Source organism: Sulfitobacter sp. 1A12779, from assembly GCF_043557315.1.
GTDB classification, from domain to species: Bacteria; Pseudomonadota; Alphaproteobacteria; order Rhodobacterales; family Rhodobacteraceae; genus Sulfitobacter; species Sulfitobacter faviae.
Genome location: NZ_JBIFFU010000002.1, coordinates 84,830 through 99,688, shown reverse-complemented (window position 1 = coordinate 99,688; position 14,859 = coordinate 84,830). Strand labels below are relative to the sequence as shown.

Genomic DNA, 14,859 nt, shown 5'->3' with positions numbered 1-14,859 from the left:
GAGCGTACCGATGTTCTCGAAATACAAGAAACCAGCCTCTGCCACCCCGAAAGCCGCCGCCCCCGCGCCGGCGCGTGAGGCCAAGCCAGCCAAAGCCGCCCAGCCCGCCCCCGCGGCACCTGCGCCCGCACCGGCAGCCAAACCGGTTTCAATGCGCCGCGCGGTCAAACCAGCCGCCGCCTCCCCCGAGGACCGTGAGGTCAAGCGCAAGCAGCGGATGAGTGAGATCAAACTCGAATTGCACCGCGCGCTCTTGGACAACCTCAATCTCGCCGCGCTGGAACATGCCTCGGAAGCTGATTTGCGGCAGGAAATCAACGATATCGCCGTCGAGATCCTTTCGGAAAAGAGCATCGTGCTCAACCGCGAAGACCGCATGACGCTGAACTCCGAGCTTTATGACGAGGTCACCGGTCTTGGCCCGCTTGAGACGCTGCTGAAAGACGACAGCGTCAACGATATTCTGGTGAACGGCCCGCAACAGATATTCGTCGAGCGCGACGGCAAGCTGCAATTGACCGACATCACCTTCAAAGACGAAAAACACCTGCTGCGGATCATCGACAAGATCGTCTCGGCGGTGGGGCGTCGGGTGGACGAAAGCAACCCTTACGTTGACGCGCGTCTCAAGGATGGCTCGCGTTTCAACGCCATGGTGCCCCCGGTGGCCGTCGATGGCTCGCTCGTGTCCATTCGTAAGTTCAAGAAAGACAAGCTGGGCATCGACGATCTGGTGAACTTCGGCGCCTTCTCGGAAGAGATGGCCGCCTATTTGCAGGCCGCCGTGGCCACGCGTCTCAACATCATCGTGTCGGGCGGTACGGGCTCGGGTAAGACCACCACGCTCAACGCGCTGTCGTCTTTCATCGACAATGCCGAACGCATTCTGACCATCGAAGACACCGCCGAATTGCAACTGCAACAGACCCATGTGGGCCGGATGGAAAGCCGCCCGCCCAATGTCGAAGGCAAGGGCGAAGTCTCGCCCCGCGACTGTCTGAAAAACGCCCTTCGGATGCGCCCCGACCGCATCATCGTCGGCGAGACGCGCGGCGAAGAGGTCATCGACATGTTGCAGGCGATGAACACCGGCCACGACGGTTCCATGACCACGATTCACGCCAACTCGGCCCGCGATGGCATCAGCCGTCTGGAAAACATGATTGCCATGGCCGGGATCGAAATGCCGCTCAAGGCGATGCGCAGCCAGATTTCTTCGGCTGTGAACCTGATCGTGCAGGCCAGCCGTCTGCAAGACGGCTCGCGCCGGATGACCTCGATCACCGAGATCACGGGCATGGAGGGCGAGGTCATCTCGATGCAAGAGATCTTCCGCTTCCAGCGCGTCGGCCTGACGCCCGAGAACAAGATCATCGGCCATTTCACCGCCACCGGCGTGCGCAGCCACTTCTCTGAGCGGTTCCGCATGTGGGGCTATGACCTGCCCGCCTCCATCTATGAACCCGTGGCGGCCCAGTAAGGATTGATGCAATGAGTGCCGAACCAATCATCTATGGCCTGATCTTCATCGGCGTTCTGGTGCTGGTCGAGGGGCTGTACCTTGTCGCATTCGGCAAATCCATCAGCCTCAACAGCCGCGTGAACCGCCGCCTTGAGATGCTGGAGAAAGGCGCCCGCCGCGAAGAGGTGCTCGATAAGCTGCGCAAGGAAATGCAGCAGCATATGAACGCCAAGTCGATCCCGCTCTACTCTCTGCTGTCAGAACGTGCGCAGAAGGCCGCGATTGCCTTCACGCCGCAGCAGTTGTTGATGATCATGGCCGGATTTGCCGCTTTGGCCTTTCTGGGGCTGACCATCGGCACCGATACCTCCGTGTCGGTGCGCGCGCTGATGTCCATCGCCATGGGCGTGGGCGCGGTGTTCTTCTGGGTGTCGCATAAGGCCAGCAAACGCATGGCGATGATCGAAGAGCAGCTTCCCGATGCGGTGGAGCTAATGGTGCGCAGCCTGCGGGTGGGGCACCCTTTCTCCAACGCGATCTCCATCGTGTCGAAGGAAATCCAAGACCCGCTCGCCTCGGAATTCGGGGTGATCGCCGATGAGGCCGCCTATGGCCGCGATCTGGGCGAGGCGCTGAAAGATATGGCCGAACGGCTCGACATGCAGGATTTGCGCTTTCTCGCCGTCGCCGTGACCATTCAGCAGCAATCGGGCGGCAACTTGGCCGAGATCCTCGCCGGTCTGGCCAAGGTGATCCGCGCCCGCTTCCGCCTGTTCCGCCGTGTCAAAGCCATCACGGCCGAGGCGAAATGGTCGGGCAAGTTCCTGTCGGGCTTCCCGCTGGCCGCGTTGGTGGTGATCAACCTCGGCGATCCGCATTACTATGACGAGGTGCGCGATCACCCCTATTTCATTCCCGCCTGTTTCCTTGTGGGGATCTTCCTTGTGCTGAACCTTTTCGTGATGCGCATCCTTACCAATATCAAAGTCTGAGAGGCCGGTGATGGAATTTTTCAATCAGCTTGACGATCAGATCAACCAAGCCTTGGGGCCGATGGGGTTGATCATCATCATCGGCACTTTGGGCGTCGCCCTGGTGGCGATCACGCTGGTCTTGATGCTGCGCCAGCCCGAAGACCCGCTGACCAAGCTCAAACGCACCAGCTCTGCCCCGACGGGCGACAGTTCGCGTGAGAAGCTGCGCCAATCGGATCAAAACGCGCAATTGCAGAAATTCGCCAAGTTTCTTGAGCCGGAGGACGTGGCCGAACTCAGCGCCAAACAGTTGATGCTGCGCCAAGCGGGCTACCGCTCGCGCGATGCGGTGCGGCTCTATTACTTTGCCCAATTTGCCCTTGGGATGCTCGGGCTGGTCGGCGGTCTGATCTATACCAATGTCTTGGGCGGCGGCGAAGGGCTGACCACGCAGCAAACCATGATGTGGGCCATCGGCCCCGGCGCGATTGGTTACTACCTGCCCAAATACTGGGTCCGCCGCCGGGTCGATTCCCGCAAAGAAGAGATCACCCGCGGCTTCCCCGACGCGCTGGATATGATGCTGGTCTGCGTCGAAGCCGGGCAATCGCTGGACCAATGCATCGTCCGCGTCGCGCGCGAGCTGCGCGCCTCCTACCGCGCCCTCTCCGAAGAGTTCGAAATGGTCGCTTATGAGATGAAAGCGGGTAAGGACAAGGTATCGGTGCTCAACGACATGGGCGAGCGTTGCGGCGTGCAGGATGTCTCCTCTTTCGTGACCGTGCTGATCCAATCGGCGGCCTTCGGTACCTCCATCGCCGACGCCCTGCGCGTCTACGCCGCCGAGATGCGCGACAAACGCGTGATGCGGGCCGAGGAAGCGGCAAACAAGTTGCCAACCAAGATGACCCTTGCCACTATGGGCCTGACCGTACCGCCGCTGCTGATCATTCTGATCGGCCCCTCGGCACATGGCATCTCGCAACTGGGTCAGGTAGGGAATTAATGACGGGCAAAATTCGGCGCAGCCTTCTCCGCGCCGTTTTCATCGGGCCGATCTTGGGCCTTGCTCTGGCCGCCTGTTCGACAGGCGGCTTTTCCGCATTGCGTGGGGATCAGACACCCGAAAACCTCTATGCCCCCGGCGTGAACCAACGGGCCGAGGCGGTGGATGGGATCGAGGTGGGGCATAGGCTCATCGCGGCGGGCCAATATGAATTGGCCATCAAATCCTTCAACCGCGCCGCGCTGGATCATGGGCTGACCGGGGAAATCCTCTCGGCCCTCGGCAGCGCGAACCTTGGGCTGGGGCGTTTGGGGCAAGCGGAAACCCTGCTGCGCCGCGCCGTTGAGAAAGACGCCGCCGAGCCGGAGGTCTGGAACAATCTTGGCGTCGTGCTGATGGAAAGCGGCCAAACCGCCGAGGCCGAGCAGATTTTCCGCAAAGCCTATGCGCTCGACAATGGCGAAAGTGACGCAATTCGGGACAATCTGCGCTTGGCGCTCGCAAAAACGGAAAAATCTGTTATAACAGAAGTCAATGAGGATAATTACAAATTGGTGCGGCGCGGCAGCGGGGATTACCTGATCCGTCCGACACCATGACCCGGCAGAGCAGTAAGAGGACGCAAAATGCGCCATCCAATCATTCTGGCCGTCTGCATGGCAGGCGTCACCGCCCTTGCTGGCTGCGGTGAAAAAGACGCGAACGCCACCGTTGAACGGGCCTTCAAGGACGTCAACGTGGTGGATGAGACCAACCTCTCCGACGTGATGCTGACAGTGGCCGACCCGAATGAGGCGGTGAGCTATTTCGCGCGTTCGGTCAAGGAAAGCCCCGACCGCATCGACCACCAACGCGGGCTCGCCACGTCACTGGTCCGCGCCAAACGCACGACCGAGGCCGTGAGCGAATGGGACAAGGTCGTCAAAATGGAGGGCGCCACCCCCGAAGACAGCGTGCAACTGGCCGATGCGCTGATCCGTTCGGGCAACTGGGCGCGGGCCGAGACGGTGCTCAACGGCATCCCCCCCACCCATGAGACCTTTGCCCGCTACCGGCTTGAGGCCATGGTCGCCGACAGCAAGGAACAGTGGGACCGCGCCGACAGCTTTTACGAGATCGCCGTCGGCCTGACCACGACCCCCGCCGCCGTAATGAACAACTGGGGCTACTCCAAGCTGACCCGCGGGGATTATCCCGAGGCCGAGCGTCTGTTCGGCGAGGCGATCCGTCAGGACAACACGCTTTTCACCGCCAAGAACAACCTGATCATGGCCCGCGCCGCGCAGCGCGACTACACCCTGCCCGTCATGCCGATGGAGCAATCTGAGCGCGCCCAGCTTTTGCACACGATGGCCCTCTCGGCGATCAAACGCGGCGATGTGGAGACCGGCAAGGGCCTGCTGCGCGAAGCGATCGACACGCACCCCCAGCATTTCGAAGCCGCCGTCCGCTCTCTGCGCGCATTGGAAAACGGCTGATCCATGGCGATCTCTGCCACGGCGGCCCTGTGGTTTCTGCCCTTCGTCCTGCCGATCTGCTTCTATGTCGCCTTCACCGACATGAAGCAGATGCGCATTACCAATCAGGCGGTCTTGGTGCTCACCGCGATCTTCGTGCTGCTGGGGCTGTTTCTGCTGCCCTTTGACACCTACCTCTGGCGCCTGCTGAGCCTTGTCGTGGTGCTGGTGGTCGGCATCGTCCTGAACGCCGCCGGGGTCATGGGGGCCGGTGACGCAAAGTTCGCCGCCGCCGCCGCGCCCTATATCGCATGGGGCGATCTGCGCCTCTTAATGATGCTTTTCATGGCCACCCTCCTCGCCGCCGCCGCCACGCATCGCGGGGTGAAATACACCCCCCTGCGCCGCCTCGCCCCCGATTGGCAAAGCTGGCAGGAAACCAAGAAATTCCCCATGGGCCTCGCCCTTGGCACCACGCTGGGGCTCTATCTGATCTTGGGGGCGCTCTTCGGCGTCTGACCGCCCCGCGCAAACTCTTTTTCATCGCGCAAAAGCGTCCACATTCACGCCATATTCAAGATTTACCCTCCAGTCTGACCGACAAGCCGCACCGCCGCATGACTTTCCAAGGAAGCCATTGATGAACGCCCCGACCAGCACCGTGCTTGCCCCGCCGCCCCCCAAGCGGTTGGAGGATATGAAACTGCCCATCGTGATGATGCGCGATATCCTTTTGAAAACGATCTTTCGCAAGAACGTCGAGATGGTCAGCGATCTGGCCCAAGCGCTCTGCCTGCCGATCCCGGTCACGCAGGAGATGGTCGATCAAGCCCGCAGCCAGCGCCTGATCGAAGCCACCGGCACGCTCAGCGCCACCAGCGGCAATGAGATGGGCTATCAACTGACCGACGCGGGCAAGGCGCGCGCATTGGATGCATTGGCGCAGTCGGAATATTTCGGCGCCATGCCCGTTCCGCTTGAGGTTTATCGCGAGCAGGTCAAACGCCAATCCGTGCGCAATCTGCAAATCACCCGTGACCAGTTGACCGGCGCTATGGGCCATCTGGTGCTGCCCGACAGCCTGCTGGATCACCTCGGCCCCGCCGTCTCTGCCGGGCGGTCGATCCTGATGTACGGCCCGCCGGGCAACGGGAAATCCAGCATTTCCAACGGCATACGCGATGCGCTTGGCGATCGGGTCTATGTCCCCCGCGCCATCGAATACGCAGGCCAAGTCATCACCGTCTATGACCCGATCGTCCATTCCGCCGCCGAGGCTGAGGTGCAAGACCCCACCTCCCTGCGCCGGATCACGCGCTATGACGCCCGCTATGTCTGCTGCGAACGCCCCACCGTCATCACCGGCGGCGAGCTGTCACTCGATATGCTCGATCTTGTCTACAACCCCACGGCGCGCACCTATCAGGCCCCGCTGCAACTCAAGGCGACAGGCGGCATCTTCATCGTCGACGACCTTGGCCGCCAGAAAGAGCCGCCGCAAAGCATCATCAACCGCTGGATCGTGCCGCTGGAGGAAAGCAAAGACATCCTCGCCCTGCAATCGGGCGAGAAATTCGAGGTGCCTTTTGATACGCTGGTGATCTTCTCTACCAACTTCCACCCGAACGAGATTTTCGACCAAGCCGCCCTGCGGCGTATCTTTTTCAAGATCAAGATCGACGGTCCGGACCAAGAGAACTTCCTCAAGATCTTTGCCATGGTCGCCCGCAAACGCGGCATGCCGCTGGATGAGGCGACGCTGGTCCATCTGCTCAAGGTGAAATACCCCACCATCGACAATGTCTATGCGAATTATCAGCCGAATTTCCTGATCGACCAGATGATCGCGATCTGCGATTTCGAAGGCATCCCCTATCAGATGAACCCCGATCTGGTGGACCGTGCATGGGCCAATATGTTCGTTCGCGATGAGGTGATCGTTAAATAACCTCTGCCGCTGGCACCGCGCCCTGCCGATACTACATTGGGTGCATGTGCGCCCTACCCCCCAAATTCGCCGATTGGTTCGCCCAGAACGGCTGGTCTTTGCACCCGCACCAGCAAGAGATGCTGGACCGCGCCGAGGCCCCCGCCCTGCTTCTCATCGCCCCCACAGGCGGTGGTAAAACACTGGCCGGTTTCCTGCCAACCCTCGTCGATCTAGCCGAGAATGATCACGAGGGGATGCACACGCTCTACATCTCCCCGCTCAAGGCGCTCGCGGCGGACATCAAACGCAACCTCACACGCCCGGTCGAGGAGATGCGCCTGCCGATCCGCATCGAGGACCGCACCGGCGACACCTCGCAGTCGCGCCGCCGCCGCCAACGCGCCGACCCGCCGCATATCCTGCTGACCACCCCCGAAAGCCTCGCCCTGCTGACCTCCTACGAGGACGCCGCGCGCACCTTTCGGGGCCTCAAACGCGTGGTGATTGACGAGATCCACGCGCTGGCCGAAAGCAAACGCGGCGACCAGCTGATGCTGGCGCTGACCCGGCTGCAAGCACTCTGCCCCGACCTGAAACGCGTGGGCCTCTCGGCCACCGTCGAAGACCCCTCGGCCATCGCCCACTTGATGGCCCGCCACCCCGACCCCTGCGAAGTGCTCTTGGCCGATCCCGGCCCCTCCCCCGACATCCAGATGCTGCGCACCGAGGAGGCCCCGCCCTGGGCCGGCGGCGGCGCGGCCTATGCGATCCCCGCGGTCTTGGAGCAGGTGCGCCAACACAAGACGACGCTCATCTTCCACAACACCCGCGCGCAGGCCGAGATCTTCTTCCACAAACTCTGGCTCGCCAACGAGGACGCCCTGCCCATCGCCATCCACCACGGCAGCCTCGACCGCGCGCAGCGCGAAAAGGTCGAGGCAGCGATGGTACGCGGCGATTTGCGCGCCATCGTCTGCACCGGCACGCTTGATCTGGGGATCGACTGGGGCGACGTGGACCTCATCATCCAGATCGGCGCGCCGAAGAACGTGAAACGTCTGGTCCAGCGCATCGGCCGCGCCAACCACCGCTACAACGCGCCGTCCAAGGCACTTCTGGTCCCCGCCAACCGCTTCGAGGTGGTCGAATGCGTTGCCGCCCTAGAGGCGGTTCTCGAAGGCGCGCTCGACGGCGACCCACGGGGGGACGGCCCGCGCGACGTGCTCTGCCAGCACATCCTCATCGCCGCCTGCGCTGGCCCCTTCGACGCCGAGGACCTCTTTGCCCAAATCCGCACCGCCGGTGCCTATTCCAACCTGTCACGCGCCGCTTTCGACGCCTGCCTCGATTTCTGCGCCACGGGGGGCTACGCGCTGCGCGCCTACGACCGTTGGCAACGGCTGCTGCAACGCCCCGACGGGCAATGGCAACTGCGTGACCCCCGCGCCGCGCAACGCATCCGTATGAACATCGGCACCATTCAGGACACCGACAAGCTCAAGGTCCGCATGAAACGCAACCGCGGCGGCAAGCCCCTAGGCGAGATCGAAGAGGGCTTTGCCGCCACGCTAACCAAAGGCGATACCTTCCTGATCGGCGGGCAAATCGTGCGCTACGAAGGGCTGCGCGAAACCGTGGTCGAGGTCAGCCGAAATGCCGCCAAAAAGCCGAAAGTGGCGACCTTTGGCGGCACGAAATTCGCCACCTCCACCCAACTCTCGGCCCGCGTGCAACAAATGTTCACCCAAGACAGATGGCCCGAACTGCCGCCCCACACCGCCGAATGGCTCAGCCTGCAACGCGAGGTCAGCCAACTGCCGCAGCCCGGCACGCTGCTGGTGGAAAGCTTCCCCCATGACTTTGCCGAACAGACGGTGTTCTACGGCTTTGCCGGACGCAACGGCCAACAAACACTCGGCCTTCTGCTCACCAAACGCATGGAAGACCTTGGCCTGCGCCCCTTGGGCTTCGTCGCGACGGATTATGCCACGCTGATCTGGGGGCTCTCCCCTGTCGACGACCCCGCGCCGCTGCTTGATCCGACGGTGCTGCACGAAGGGCTCGACAGTTGGCTCGCGGGCAATGCCGTGATGAAACGCACTTTTCGCGCCGCCGCCACCATCGCCGGGCTGATCGAGCGCAACAGCCCGCAGGCGCGCAAATCCGGACGGCAGACGACTTTTTCCAGCGACATCCTCTACGACACGCTGCAACGCTATGAACCGGACCACCTAATGCTCGACATCACCCGCGAAGAAGCCCTCAGCGGGTTGGTGGATTTCGGCAGAATCGAAGAAATGCTCGGGCGGATCGCCGGGCGGATCACCCATCGGAAACTCTCCCGCGTCAGCCCCCTGGCCGCGCCGCTGTTTCTCGAAATGGGCCGCGTTCCGGTCGAAGGCGCCGGGCAGGATCGTCTGTTGGCAGAAGAGGCGGAACGTTTGATGGAAGCCTCCGGCCTCGCGCAACTCACCCCGCCGCCCTCGGATCAGCCGCCATGGCGGGATGATCGTTGAACATGAGCGTTTCGCGGGCAGAGAGGTTCTGCAAGGTATTTGAAAAAGGATGAAGATGATTAAGGGTTCTTTAACCAAGGTGGCGCATCTTCCTCTCGCGGTACAGGCTGAGGAGCCGATGACCGCAAAGGATGAAGGCGCGTCTCCGGTCCGGTGACCACCCGATCGCGGGGCGCGCTTTCTGCAATTCATCCTTTCTTTAATACCTCTGCGCTGACCTTTCCATCTGCGCAACCTTCGCGTTTGGCCCCTTGCCAAATCAGCGCCGATCTCAGATGAACAAAGGATGAACGGACTCGAGTTTTCATTCGCCGGGGCGGGGCTGACTGCGCTTGGTTCTGGCGCGCTTTGGTGGCGCGAAAGGGATTTGCTTTGCGTGAGCGACCTTCACTTGGGCAAGTCGGAAAGGATCGCGCGGCGCGGCGGGTCGGCGTTGCCGCCTTATGAGACGCGCGATACGTTGAACCGGTTGGCGGCGGACCTGTCTTTCACGCAGGCGCGGCATGTGATCTGCCTTGGCGATAGTTTCGATGACCTCGGCGCGGCGCAGGCGCTGCCAGAGGAAGAGCGGCTTTGGATTCTTGGCCTGCAGGCCGGGCGGCGGTGGGATTGGATCGAAGGCAATCACGACCCGGGCCCGGTTGGGTTGGGTGGTACGCATTTGGGGGAGTTGACGCTCGGCCCGCTGACCTTTCGGCATATCGCGGCGGAGGGGACCTGCGGCGAGGTGTCGGGGCATTATCACCCCAAGGCATCGATCCGTGCGCGGGGCCGCAGCATCTCGCGTCCGGCGTTTTTGTTTGACAGCAAGCGGCTGATCCTGCCTGCATATGGCACCTATACCGGCGGGCTGCGCAGCCAGTCGCGGGTGCTTTGTGATTTGATGCGGCCAGAGGCCTGTGCGGTGCTGACGGGGCCGCAACCAGTGGCGATCCCCATGCCCGGAAAGAATCGATGATGGATGATCAGACTGAACGCCGGGTGCGGGAGAGTTTTGCCAAGCAGACCATGATGCAGACCTTGGGGGCCGAGATCATCGATGTGCAGTCGGGTCTGGTCAAGGTCGCGGCCCCGGTCCTGCCGGGCGCGATGCAGCAGCAGGGTTTTGGCCATGCGGGGCTGACCTTTTCCATCGGCGATTCCGCGGCGGGCTATGCGGCCTTGAGCATGTTGCCGCCGGAGGTCGATGTCGTGACCTCGGAGATCAAGATCAACCTTTTGGCCCCCGCCCGGGGAGACCGGCTGATTGCCACGGGCCGGGTGGTGAAACCGGGCCGGCGGCTTTGTGTGGTCACGGCGGAGGTGCATGCGGAAACGGATGGCGCGGCCAAGCTCATCGCCATCCTGCAGGGCACCATCGTGCCTGTGCCAGGCGCTTAGGCGGTCAGCCCTTCGGGTTCTGCCAACCCATTGGCGCGGCAGCAGGCGGTGACCGTATTGGCCAGCAGGCAGGCGATGGTCATCGGCCCGACCCCGCCGGGCACCGGGGTGATGGCCCCGGCGCGCTGGCTGGCGCTGTCGAAGTCCACGTCGCCAACCAGTTTGGTTTTCTCCCCGGTCTCGATCCGGTTGATGCCCACGTCGATCACCGTGGCGCCCTCTTTGATCCAATCGCCGGGCACCATCTCGGGGCGGCCAACGGCGGCGACCACGATATCGGCGCGGCGCACCACTTCGGGCAGATCGCGGGTGCGGCTATGCGCGATGGTCACCGTGCAGCTATCGCCCAAGAGCAGCTGCGCCATCGGTTTGCCGACGATGTTGGAACGGCCAATAACCACCGCGTTCATACCCGTCAGATCGCCGTGATGGTCGCGCAGCATCATCAGGCAGCCCAGCGGGGTGCAGGGCACCATGCTTTTCTGCCCTGTGCCCAGCAGGCCGACGTTGGAGATGTGGAAGCCGTCCACGTCCTTGGCGGGCGAGACGGCATTGACCACACGGCTTTCGTCCAGATGATCCGGCAGCGGCAGTTGCACGAGGATGCCGTGGATCTCGGGGTCGTTGTTCAACGCGTCGATCAGCTTGAGCAGGTCATCCTGATCCACGGTCGCGGGCAGCTTGTGTTCGACCGACTTCATGCCGACCTCGCGGGTCATCTTGCCCTTGGAGCGGACATAGACTTGGCTTGCCGGGTCTTCCCCCACCAGCACCACGGCGAGGCCGGGGGTGACACCGTGATCCGTCTTCAGCCGGTCGACATGGCCCGCGACCTTCTCACGCACCGTTGCTGCAAAGGCTTTGCCATCGATGATTGTCGCTGCCATATCCGTCTCACTTTCGCTCGCTGCAGGTTGAACATGCTCTACATCACCGCGACGGCGGGTCATTGCAACCCGCCTTAGAACAATCCCTCCACATCGCCATCGGCGTTGAGCTTGATTGCCTCGGCAGAAGGCACCCGCGGCAGGCCCGGCATGGTCATGATCTCACCGCAGATGACGACAACAAAGCCCGCCCCTGCCGACAGGCGCACCTCGCGGATGGGGACGCTGAAACCAGTGGGCGCGCCGCGCAGGTCGGGATCGGTCGAAAAGCTATACTGGGTCTTGGCCATGCAGACCGGCAGATTGCCATAGCCCTGCGCCTCCCAATCCTTCAACTGATTGCGCACCTTTTGGTCGGCCAGCACTTCGTCGGCACGGTAGACACGTTTGGCGATGGTCTCGATCTTTTCGAACAGCGACATCTCGTCGGCATAGAGCGGGGCGAAATTCGCGTGATCGCCATCGGCGATCTCTGCCACGCGGGTGGCCAGGTCGGCGGAGCCTTCCGAGCCCAGTTCCCAGTGGCGCGAGAGGATCGCCTCAGCCCCTTGGGCCGCGACATAGTCCTTCACAGCCGCCACTTCGGCATCGGTATCGGTGACGAAATGGTTGATCGCCACGACCACGGGTACGCCAAAAGATTTCACGTTTTCGATGTGGCGGCCAAGGTTGGCGCAGCCCTGTTGCACGGCCTCGACATTCTCGGTCCCTAGGTCGGCTTTCGCCACGCCGCCGTTCATCTTCATCGCGCGCACTGTGGCGACGACGACCACCACCGAAGGCGCCAGCCCCGCTTTGCGGCATTTGATGTTCATGAATTTCTCGGCCCCGAGATCGGCGCCAAAGCCTGCCTCTGTCACCACATAATCCGCCAGTTTCAACGCCGTTGTCGTGGCGATGACCGAGTTGCAGCCATGGGCGATATTGGCGAAGGGCCCGCCGTGGACGAAGGCGGGGTTGTTCTCAAGCGTTTGGACGAGGTTCGGCTGCATCGCGTCTTTCAAAAGCACCGTCATGGCCCCATCCGCCTTGATGTCGCGGGCATAGACCGGGCTGCGGTCGCGGCGGTAGGCGACGATCATCGCGCCAAGGCGCTCTTGCAGATCGGTGAGGTTCTTGGCCAGACAGAGGATCGCCATCACCTCGGAGGCCACGGTAATGTCAAAGCCCGTCTCGCGCGGGAAACCGTTGGGCACACCACCCAAGGAGGCGGTGATCTGGCGCAGGGCGCGGTCGTTCATGTCGACCACCCGGCGCCATGTGACGCGGCGGGTGTCGATCTCCAACTCGTTGCCCCAGTAGATGTGGTTGTCGATCATCGCCGCCAGCAGGTTGTGCGCGCTGGTGATGGCATGGAAATCGCCGGTGAAATGCAGGTTCATCTCTTCCATCGGCACGACTTGGGCATAGCCGCCGCCCGCAGCGCCCCCCTTCATCCCGAAGTTCGGCCCGAGAGAGGCTTCGCGGATGCAGACCGCCGCCTTTTTGCCGATCCGGTTCAACCCGTCGCCGAGGCCCACGGTGGTCGTGGTCTTGCCCTCCCCCGCCGGGGTTGGGTTGATCGCGGTGACGAGGATCAGCTTGCCGTTCGCGCGGTCCTGCACGGAATCGATAAAGGATTGGCTCACCTTCGCCTTGTCATGGCCATAGGGCAGCAGGTCGTTGCTTGAGATGCCCAGCTTCGCGCCGATCTCCTGAATAGGGCGTTTCGCCGCTTCGCGGGCGATTTGAATGTCGGTTTTGAAAGCCATGAGAATCCCCTGTTGCCGTTGGTGGCGATCTTTATTCTTTAGCCATAGCGCGACAAGCCCCAGACGGGGGGCCGTGTTTCCGACACTCAAAGTTCGCGAAACGGCGCGGAGTTAGCCGAGATGTGGCCAGACCGGCTGGTTCGGCACGTAAAGCCGTAGTTCGTCCCCGAGGCTCAATGGCCCCTCCCGCTCGACCCATGCGGTCACGCCGCGCTTGCCTTGGGCAGCGGCTTTGAAGGTTTTGCCATGGCCGGGGGCCTCCACCTCGATCTCGCGGGCCGGCAGGTTGCAGGGGCCGTTTTCGATATCCACGACCAAGGTGGTGCCATGCGCGTTTTGCAGCCGCGACCCCGGCGGGACGAGGGTGAAATCCGGGATCCCTTCAAGGATGATCGAAGCGCCCAGCAGGGTCGGGTCGAGCGTGGGCAGGTCGATGGCGGCGGCGATCTCGGCCATCTCTTCGGCGGAGAGGATGGAGAGTTGGCGGGTGTTGCGTATCTCCGTCCCCTTGGCATGCAGGTTGCGCACGCGCACGCAGGCGGGGCGGGTCAACCCTGCGTGAAAATCCCCTTCGATGCCCGCATAGGTCGCAAAGGCCTGCTCCACCCCGATCGAGCGGATGTTTTCGCGGTCCTGAGGGACCATGCCCAGCCAAGTGATCCGGGCGGTATGGTCTGTTGTGCGCAGTTCGGGCATGGGGCGTCCTTTGACGTGGTTTGCTATGGCATCCTATGCCTATTTCCGGATCAGATGCACCTTGAAACCGCCCCCGCTTAGTGAGGCTTTGGCAAGGGTGCCCGCCGTATAGACAAGCGCCATCCCGAAGGATTTGAGATAAAAGGGAGAGACATAGCCCGGCCCCATGACGACCCGGTAGGACATATCGCAGAACACCGAAGCCCCCTGCTCTCGGCTGCTCTGCGTCGCGATCTGCACCACGCGGCGCCCATCGTAGAGCGACAGCGGCGCGGGGCAGCTTTTGCCGGTGGCCAGGGCGGCGAAAAGCTCGGGCGGGAAGAGGACACCGGCAGGCACCGCTCCGGCCTCCGACATTTTCGTCATTTCCGAAGCCGGGGTGATCGCCACCGAGGTGACCTGCCCCGCAGCCCGGTCAATCGCGATATCGCGCGTCTCGCTCCCCCGGTTGGACCCGAGATAGCTGACCGCGGTGCCACGCGACTGGGTGACCGCCGTGAAGCTGCCGTTCTTGATGCCGAAGGGCGCGTTGTCGAGCGACAGCAGGAAGGCCGCGTTCCGGCTTTGCCCGTTGAACTGCAAGGTCCCCAGCTGCCGCCCGCCTAAAGCGACGGCATAGGTCTGCGGCTCGGCCCAGACCGGTCCGGCGGTGAAGGCAAGGAGAATGGCGAGGGCAGAAAGGATGCGTCGCATAAGACCCGGCTTGTTCCAGAATTCCGTCCTTGTCTAACGCGATGGCGACTGTGAAGCGATAGTGGAATCCCCGCCTGCATATCGAAGCTAGGGGGAAGAACATTTGA

14 protein-coding genes are annotated in these 14,859 nt (G+C 62.6%); 10 read left to right on the top strand and 4 right to left on the bottom strand.

Annotated features, from left to right (window positions below; translation table 11 throughout):
• Nucleotides 1-10 precede the first annotated feature (10 nt).
• The 10 genes from ACGYLQ_RS03140 to ACGYLQ_RS03095 all read left to right on the top strand — a co-directional run bounded on the left by ACGYLQ_RS03140 (nucleotide 11) and on the right by ACGYLQ_RS03095 (nucleotide 10,725).
• Nucleotides 11-1,480 (top strand): CpaF family protein, encoded by a 1,470-nt coding sequence (locus ACGYLQ_RS03140; RefSeq protein ID WP_271688036.1) that lies wholly within the window; start codon nucleotides 11-13, stop codon nucleotides 1,478-1,480.
• An 11-nt stretch (nucleotides 1,481-1,491) separates the two neighbouring features.
• Nucleotides 1,492-2,454, top strand: a complete 963-nt coding sequence (locus ACGYLQ_RS03135; RefSeq protein WP_394440379.1) for a type II secretion system F family protein — start codon at nucleotides 1,492-1,494, stop codon at nucleotides 2,452-2,454.
• A 10-nt stretch (nucleotides 2,455-2,464) separates the two neighbouring features.
• Nucleotides 2,465-3,442 (top strand): type II secretion system F family protein, encoded by a 978-nt coding sequence (locus ACGYLQ_RS03130; protein WP_394440377.1) that lies wholly within the window; start codon nucleotides 2,465-2,467, stop codon nucleotides 3,440-3,442.
• Nucleotides 3,442-4,041, top strand: coding sequence for a tetratricopeptide repeat protein (locus tag ACGYLQ_RS03125; RefSeq protein WP_394440375.1), 600 nt, complete (start codon nucleotides 3,442-3,444; stop codon nucleotides 4,039-4,041). Before ACGYLQ_RS03130 ends, ACGYLQ_RS03125 begins: the two co-directional genes overlap by 1 nt.
• A 27-nt stretch (nucleotides 4,042-4,068) precedes the next feature.
• Nucleotides 4,069-4,920, top strand: coding sequence for a tetratricopeptide repeat protein (locus ACGYLQ_RS03120; RefSeq protein ID WP_394440373.1), 852 nt, complete (start codon nucleotides 4,069-4,071; stop codon nucleotides 4,918-4,920).
• Nucleotides 4,921-4,923: 3 nt separating this feature from the next.
• Nucleotides 4,924-5,418 (top strand): prepilin peptidase, encoded by a 495-nt coding sequence (locus ACGYLQ_RS03115; RefSeq protein ID WP_394440371.1) that lies wholly within the window; start codon nucleotides 4,924-4,926, stop codon nucleotides 5,416-5,418.
• 121 nt (nucleotides 5,419-5,539) lie between these two features.
• Nucleotides 5,540-6,847 carry an ATPase gene (locus tag ACGYLQ_RS03110; protein ID WP_394440370.1) on the top strand — a complete coding sequence of 436 codons (1,308 nt, stop codon included), beginning with the start codon at nucleotides 5,540-5,542 and terminating at the stop codon, nucleotides 6,845-6,847.
• Between the two features lie 44 nt (nucleotides 6,848-6,891).
• A complete protein-coding gene (locus ACGYLQ_RS03105) occupies nucleotides 6,892-9,345 on the top strand; it encodes a ligase-associated DNA damage response DEXH box helicase (protein ID WP_394440368.1) in 2,454 nt (817 codons plus the stop codon).
• A gap of 286 nt (nucleotides 9,346-9,631) precedes the next feature.
• Entirely contained in the window at nucleotides 9,632-10,303 is a 672-nt protein-coding gene (pdeM, locus tag ACGYLQ_RS03100) for a ligase-associated DNA damage response endonuclease PdeM (RefSeq protein WP_394440366.1), read from the top strand.
• Nucleotides 10,303-10,725 (top strand): PaaI family thioesterase, encoded by a 423-nt coding sequence (locus ACGYLQ_RS03095; RefSeq protein ID WP_394440364.1) that lies wholly within the window; start codon nucleotides 10,303-10,305, stop codon nucleotides 10,723-10,725. Before pdeM ends, ACGYLQ_RS03095 begins: the two co-directional genes overlap by 1 nt.
• Here the strand turns inward: ACGYLQ_RS03095 and folD are convergent.
• The 4 genes from folD to ACGYLQ_RS03075 all read right to left on the bottom strand — a co-directional run bounded on the left by folD (nucleotide 10,722) and on the right by ACGYLQ_RS03075 (nucleotide 14,752).
• On the bottom strand, nucleotides 10,722-11,612 hold the full coding sequence (gene folD, locus ACGYLQ_RS03090) for a bifunctional methylenetetrahydrofolate dehydrogenase/methenyltetrahydrofolate cyclohydrolase FolD (RefSeq protein ID WP_394440362.1): 891 nt from the start codon (nucleotides 11,610-11,612) through the stop codon (nucleotides 10,722-10,724). The genes ACGYLQ_RS03095 and folD overlap by 4 nt on opposite strands.
• Nucleotides 11,613-11,686: 74 nt before the next feature.
• Entirely contained in the window at nucleotides 11,687-13,363 is a 1,677-nt protein-coding gene (locus ACGYLQ_RS03085) for a formate--tetrahydrofolate ligase (protein ID WP_394440360.1), read from the bottom strand.
• A gap of 111 nt (nucleotides 13,364-13,474) precedes the next feature.
• Nucleotides 13,475-14,059, bottom strand: coding sequence for an MOSC domain-containing protein (locus tag ACGYLQ_RS03080; protein ID WP_394440358.1), 585 nt, complete (start codon nucleotides 14,057-14,059; stop codon nucleotides 13,475-13,477).
• A gap of 39 nt (nucleotides 14,060-14,098) precedes the next feature.
• Entirely contained in the window at nucleotides 14,099-14,752 is a 654-nt protein-coding gene (locus ACGYLQ_RS03075; protein ID WP_394440356.1) for a hypothetical protein, read from the bottom strand.
• Between the last annotated feature and the right edge of the window lie 107 nt (nucleotides 14,753-14,859).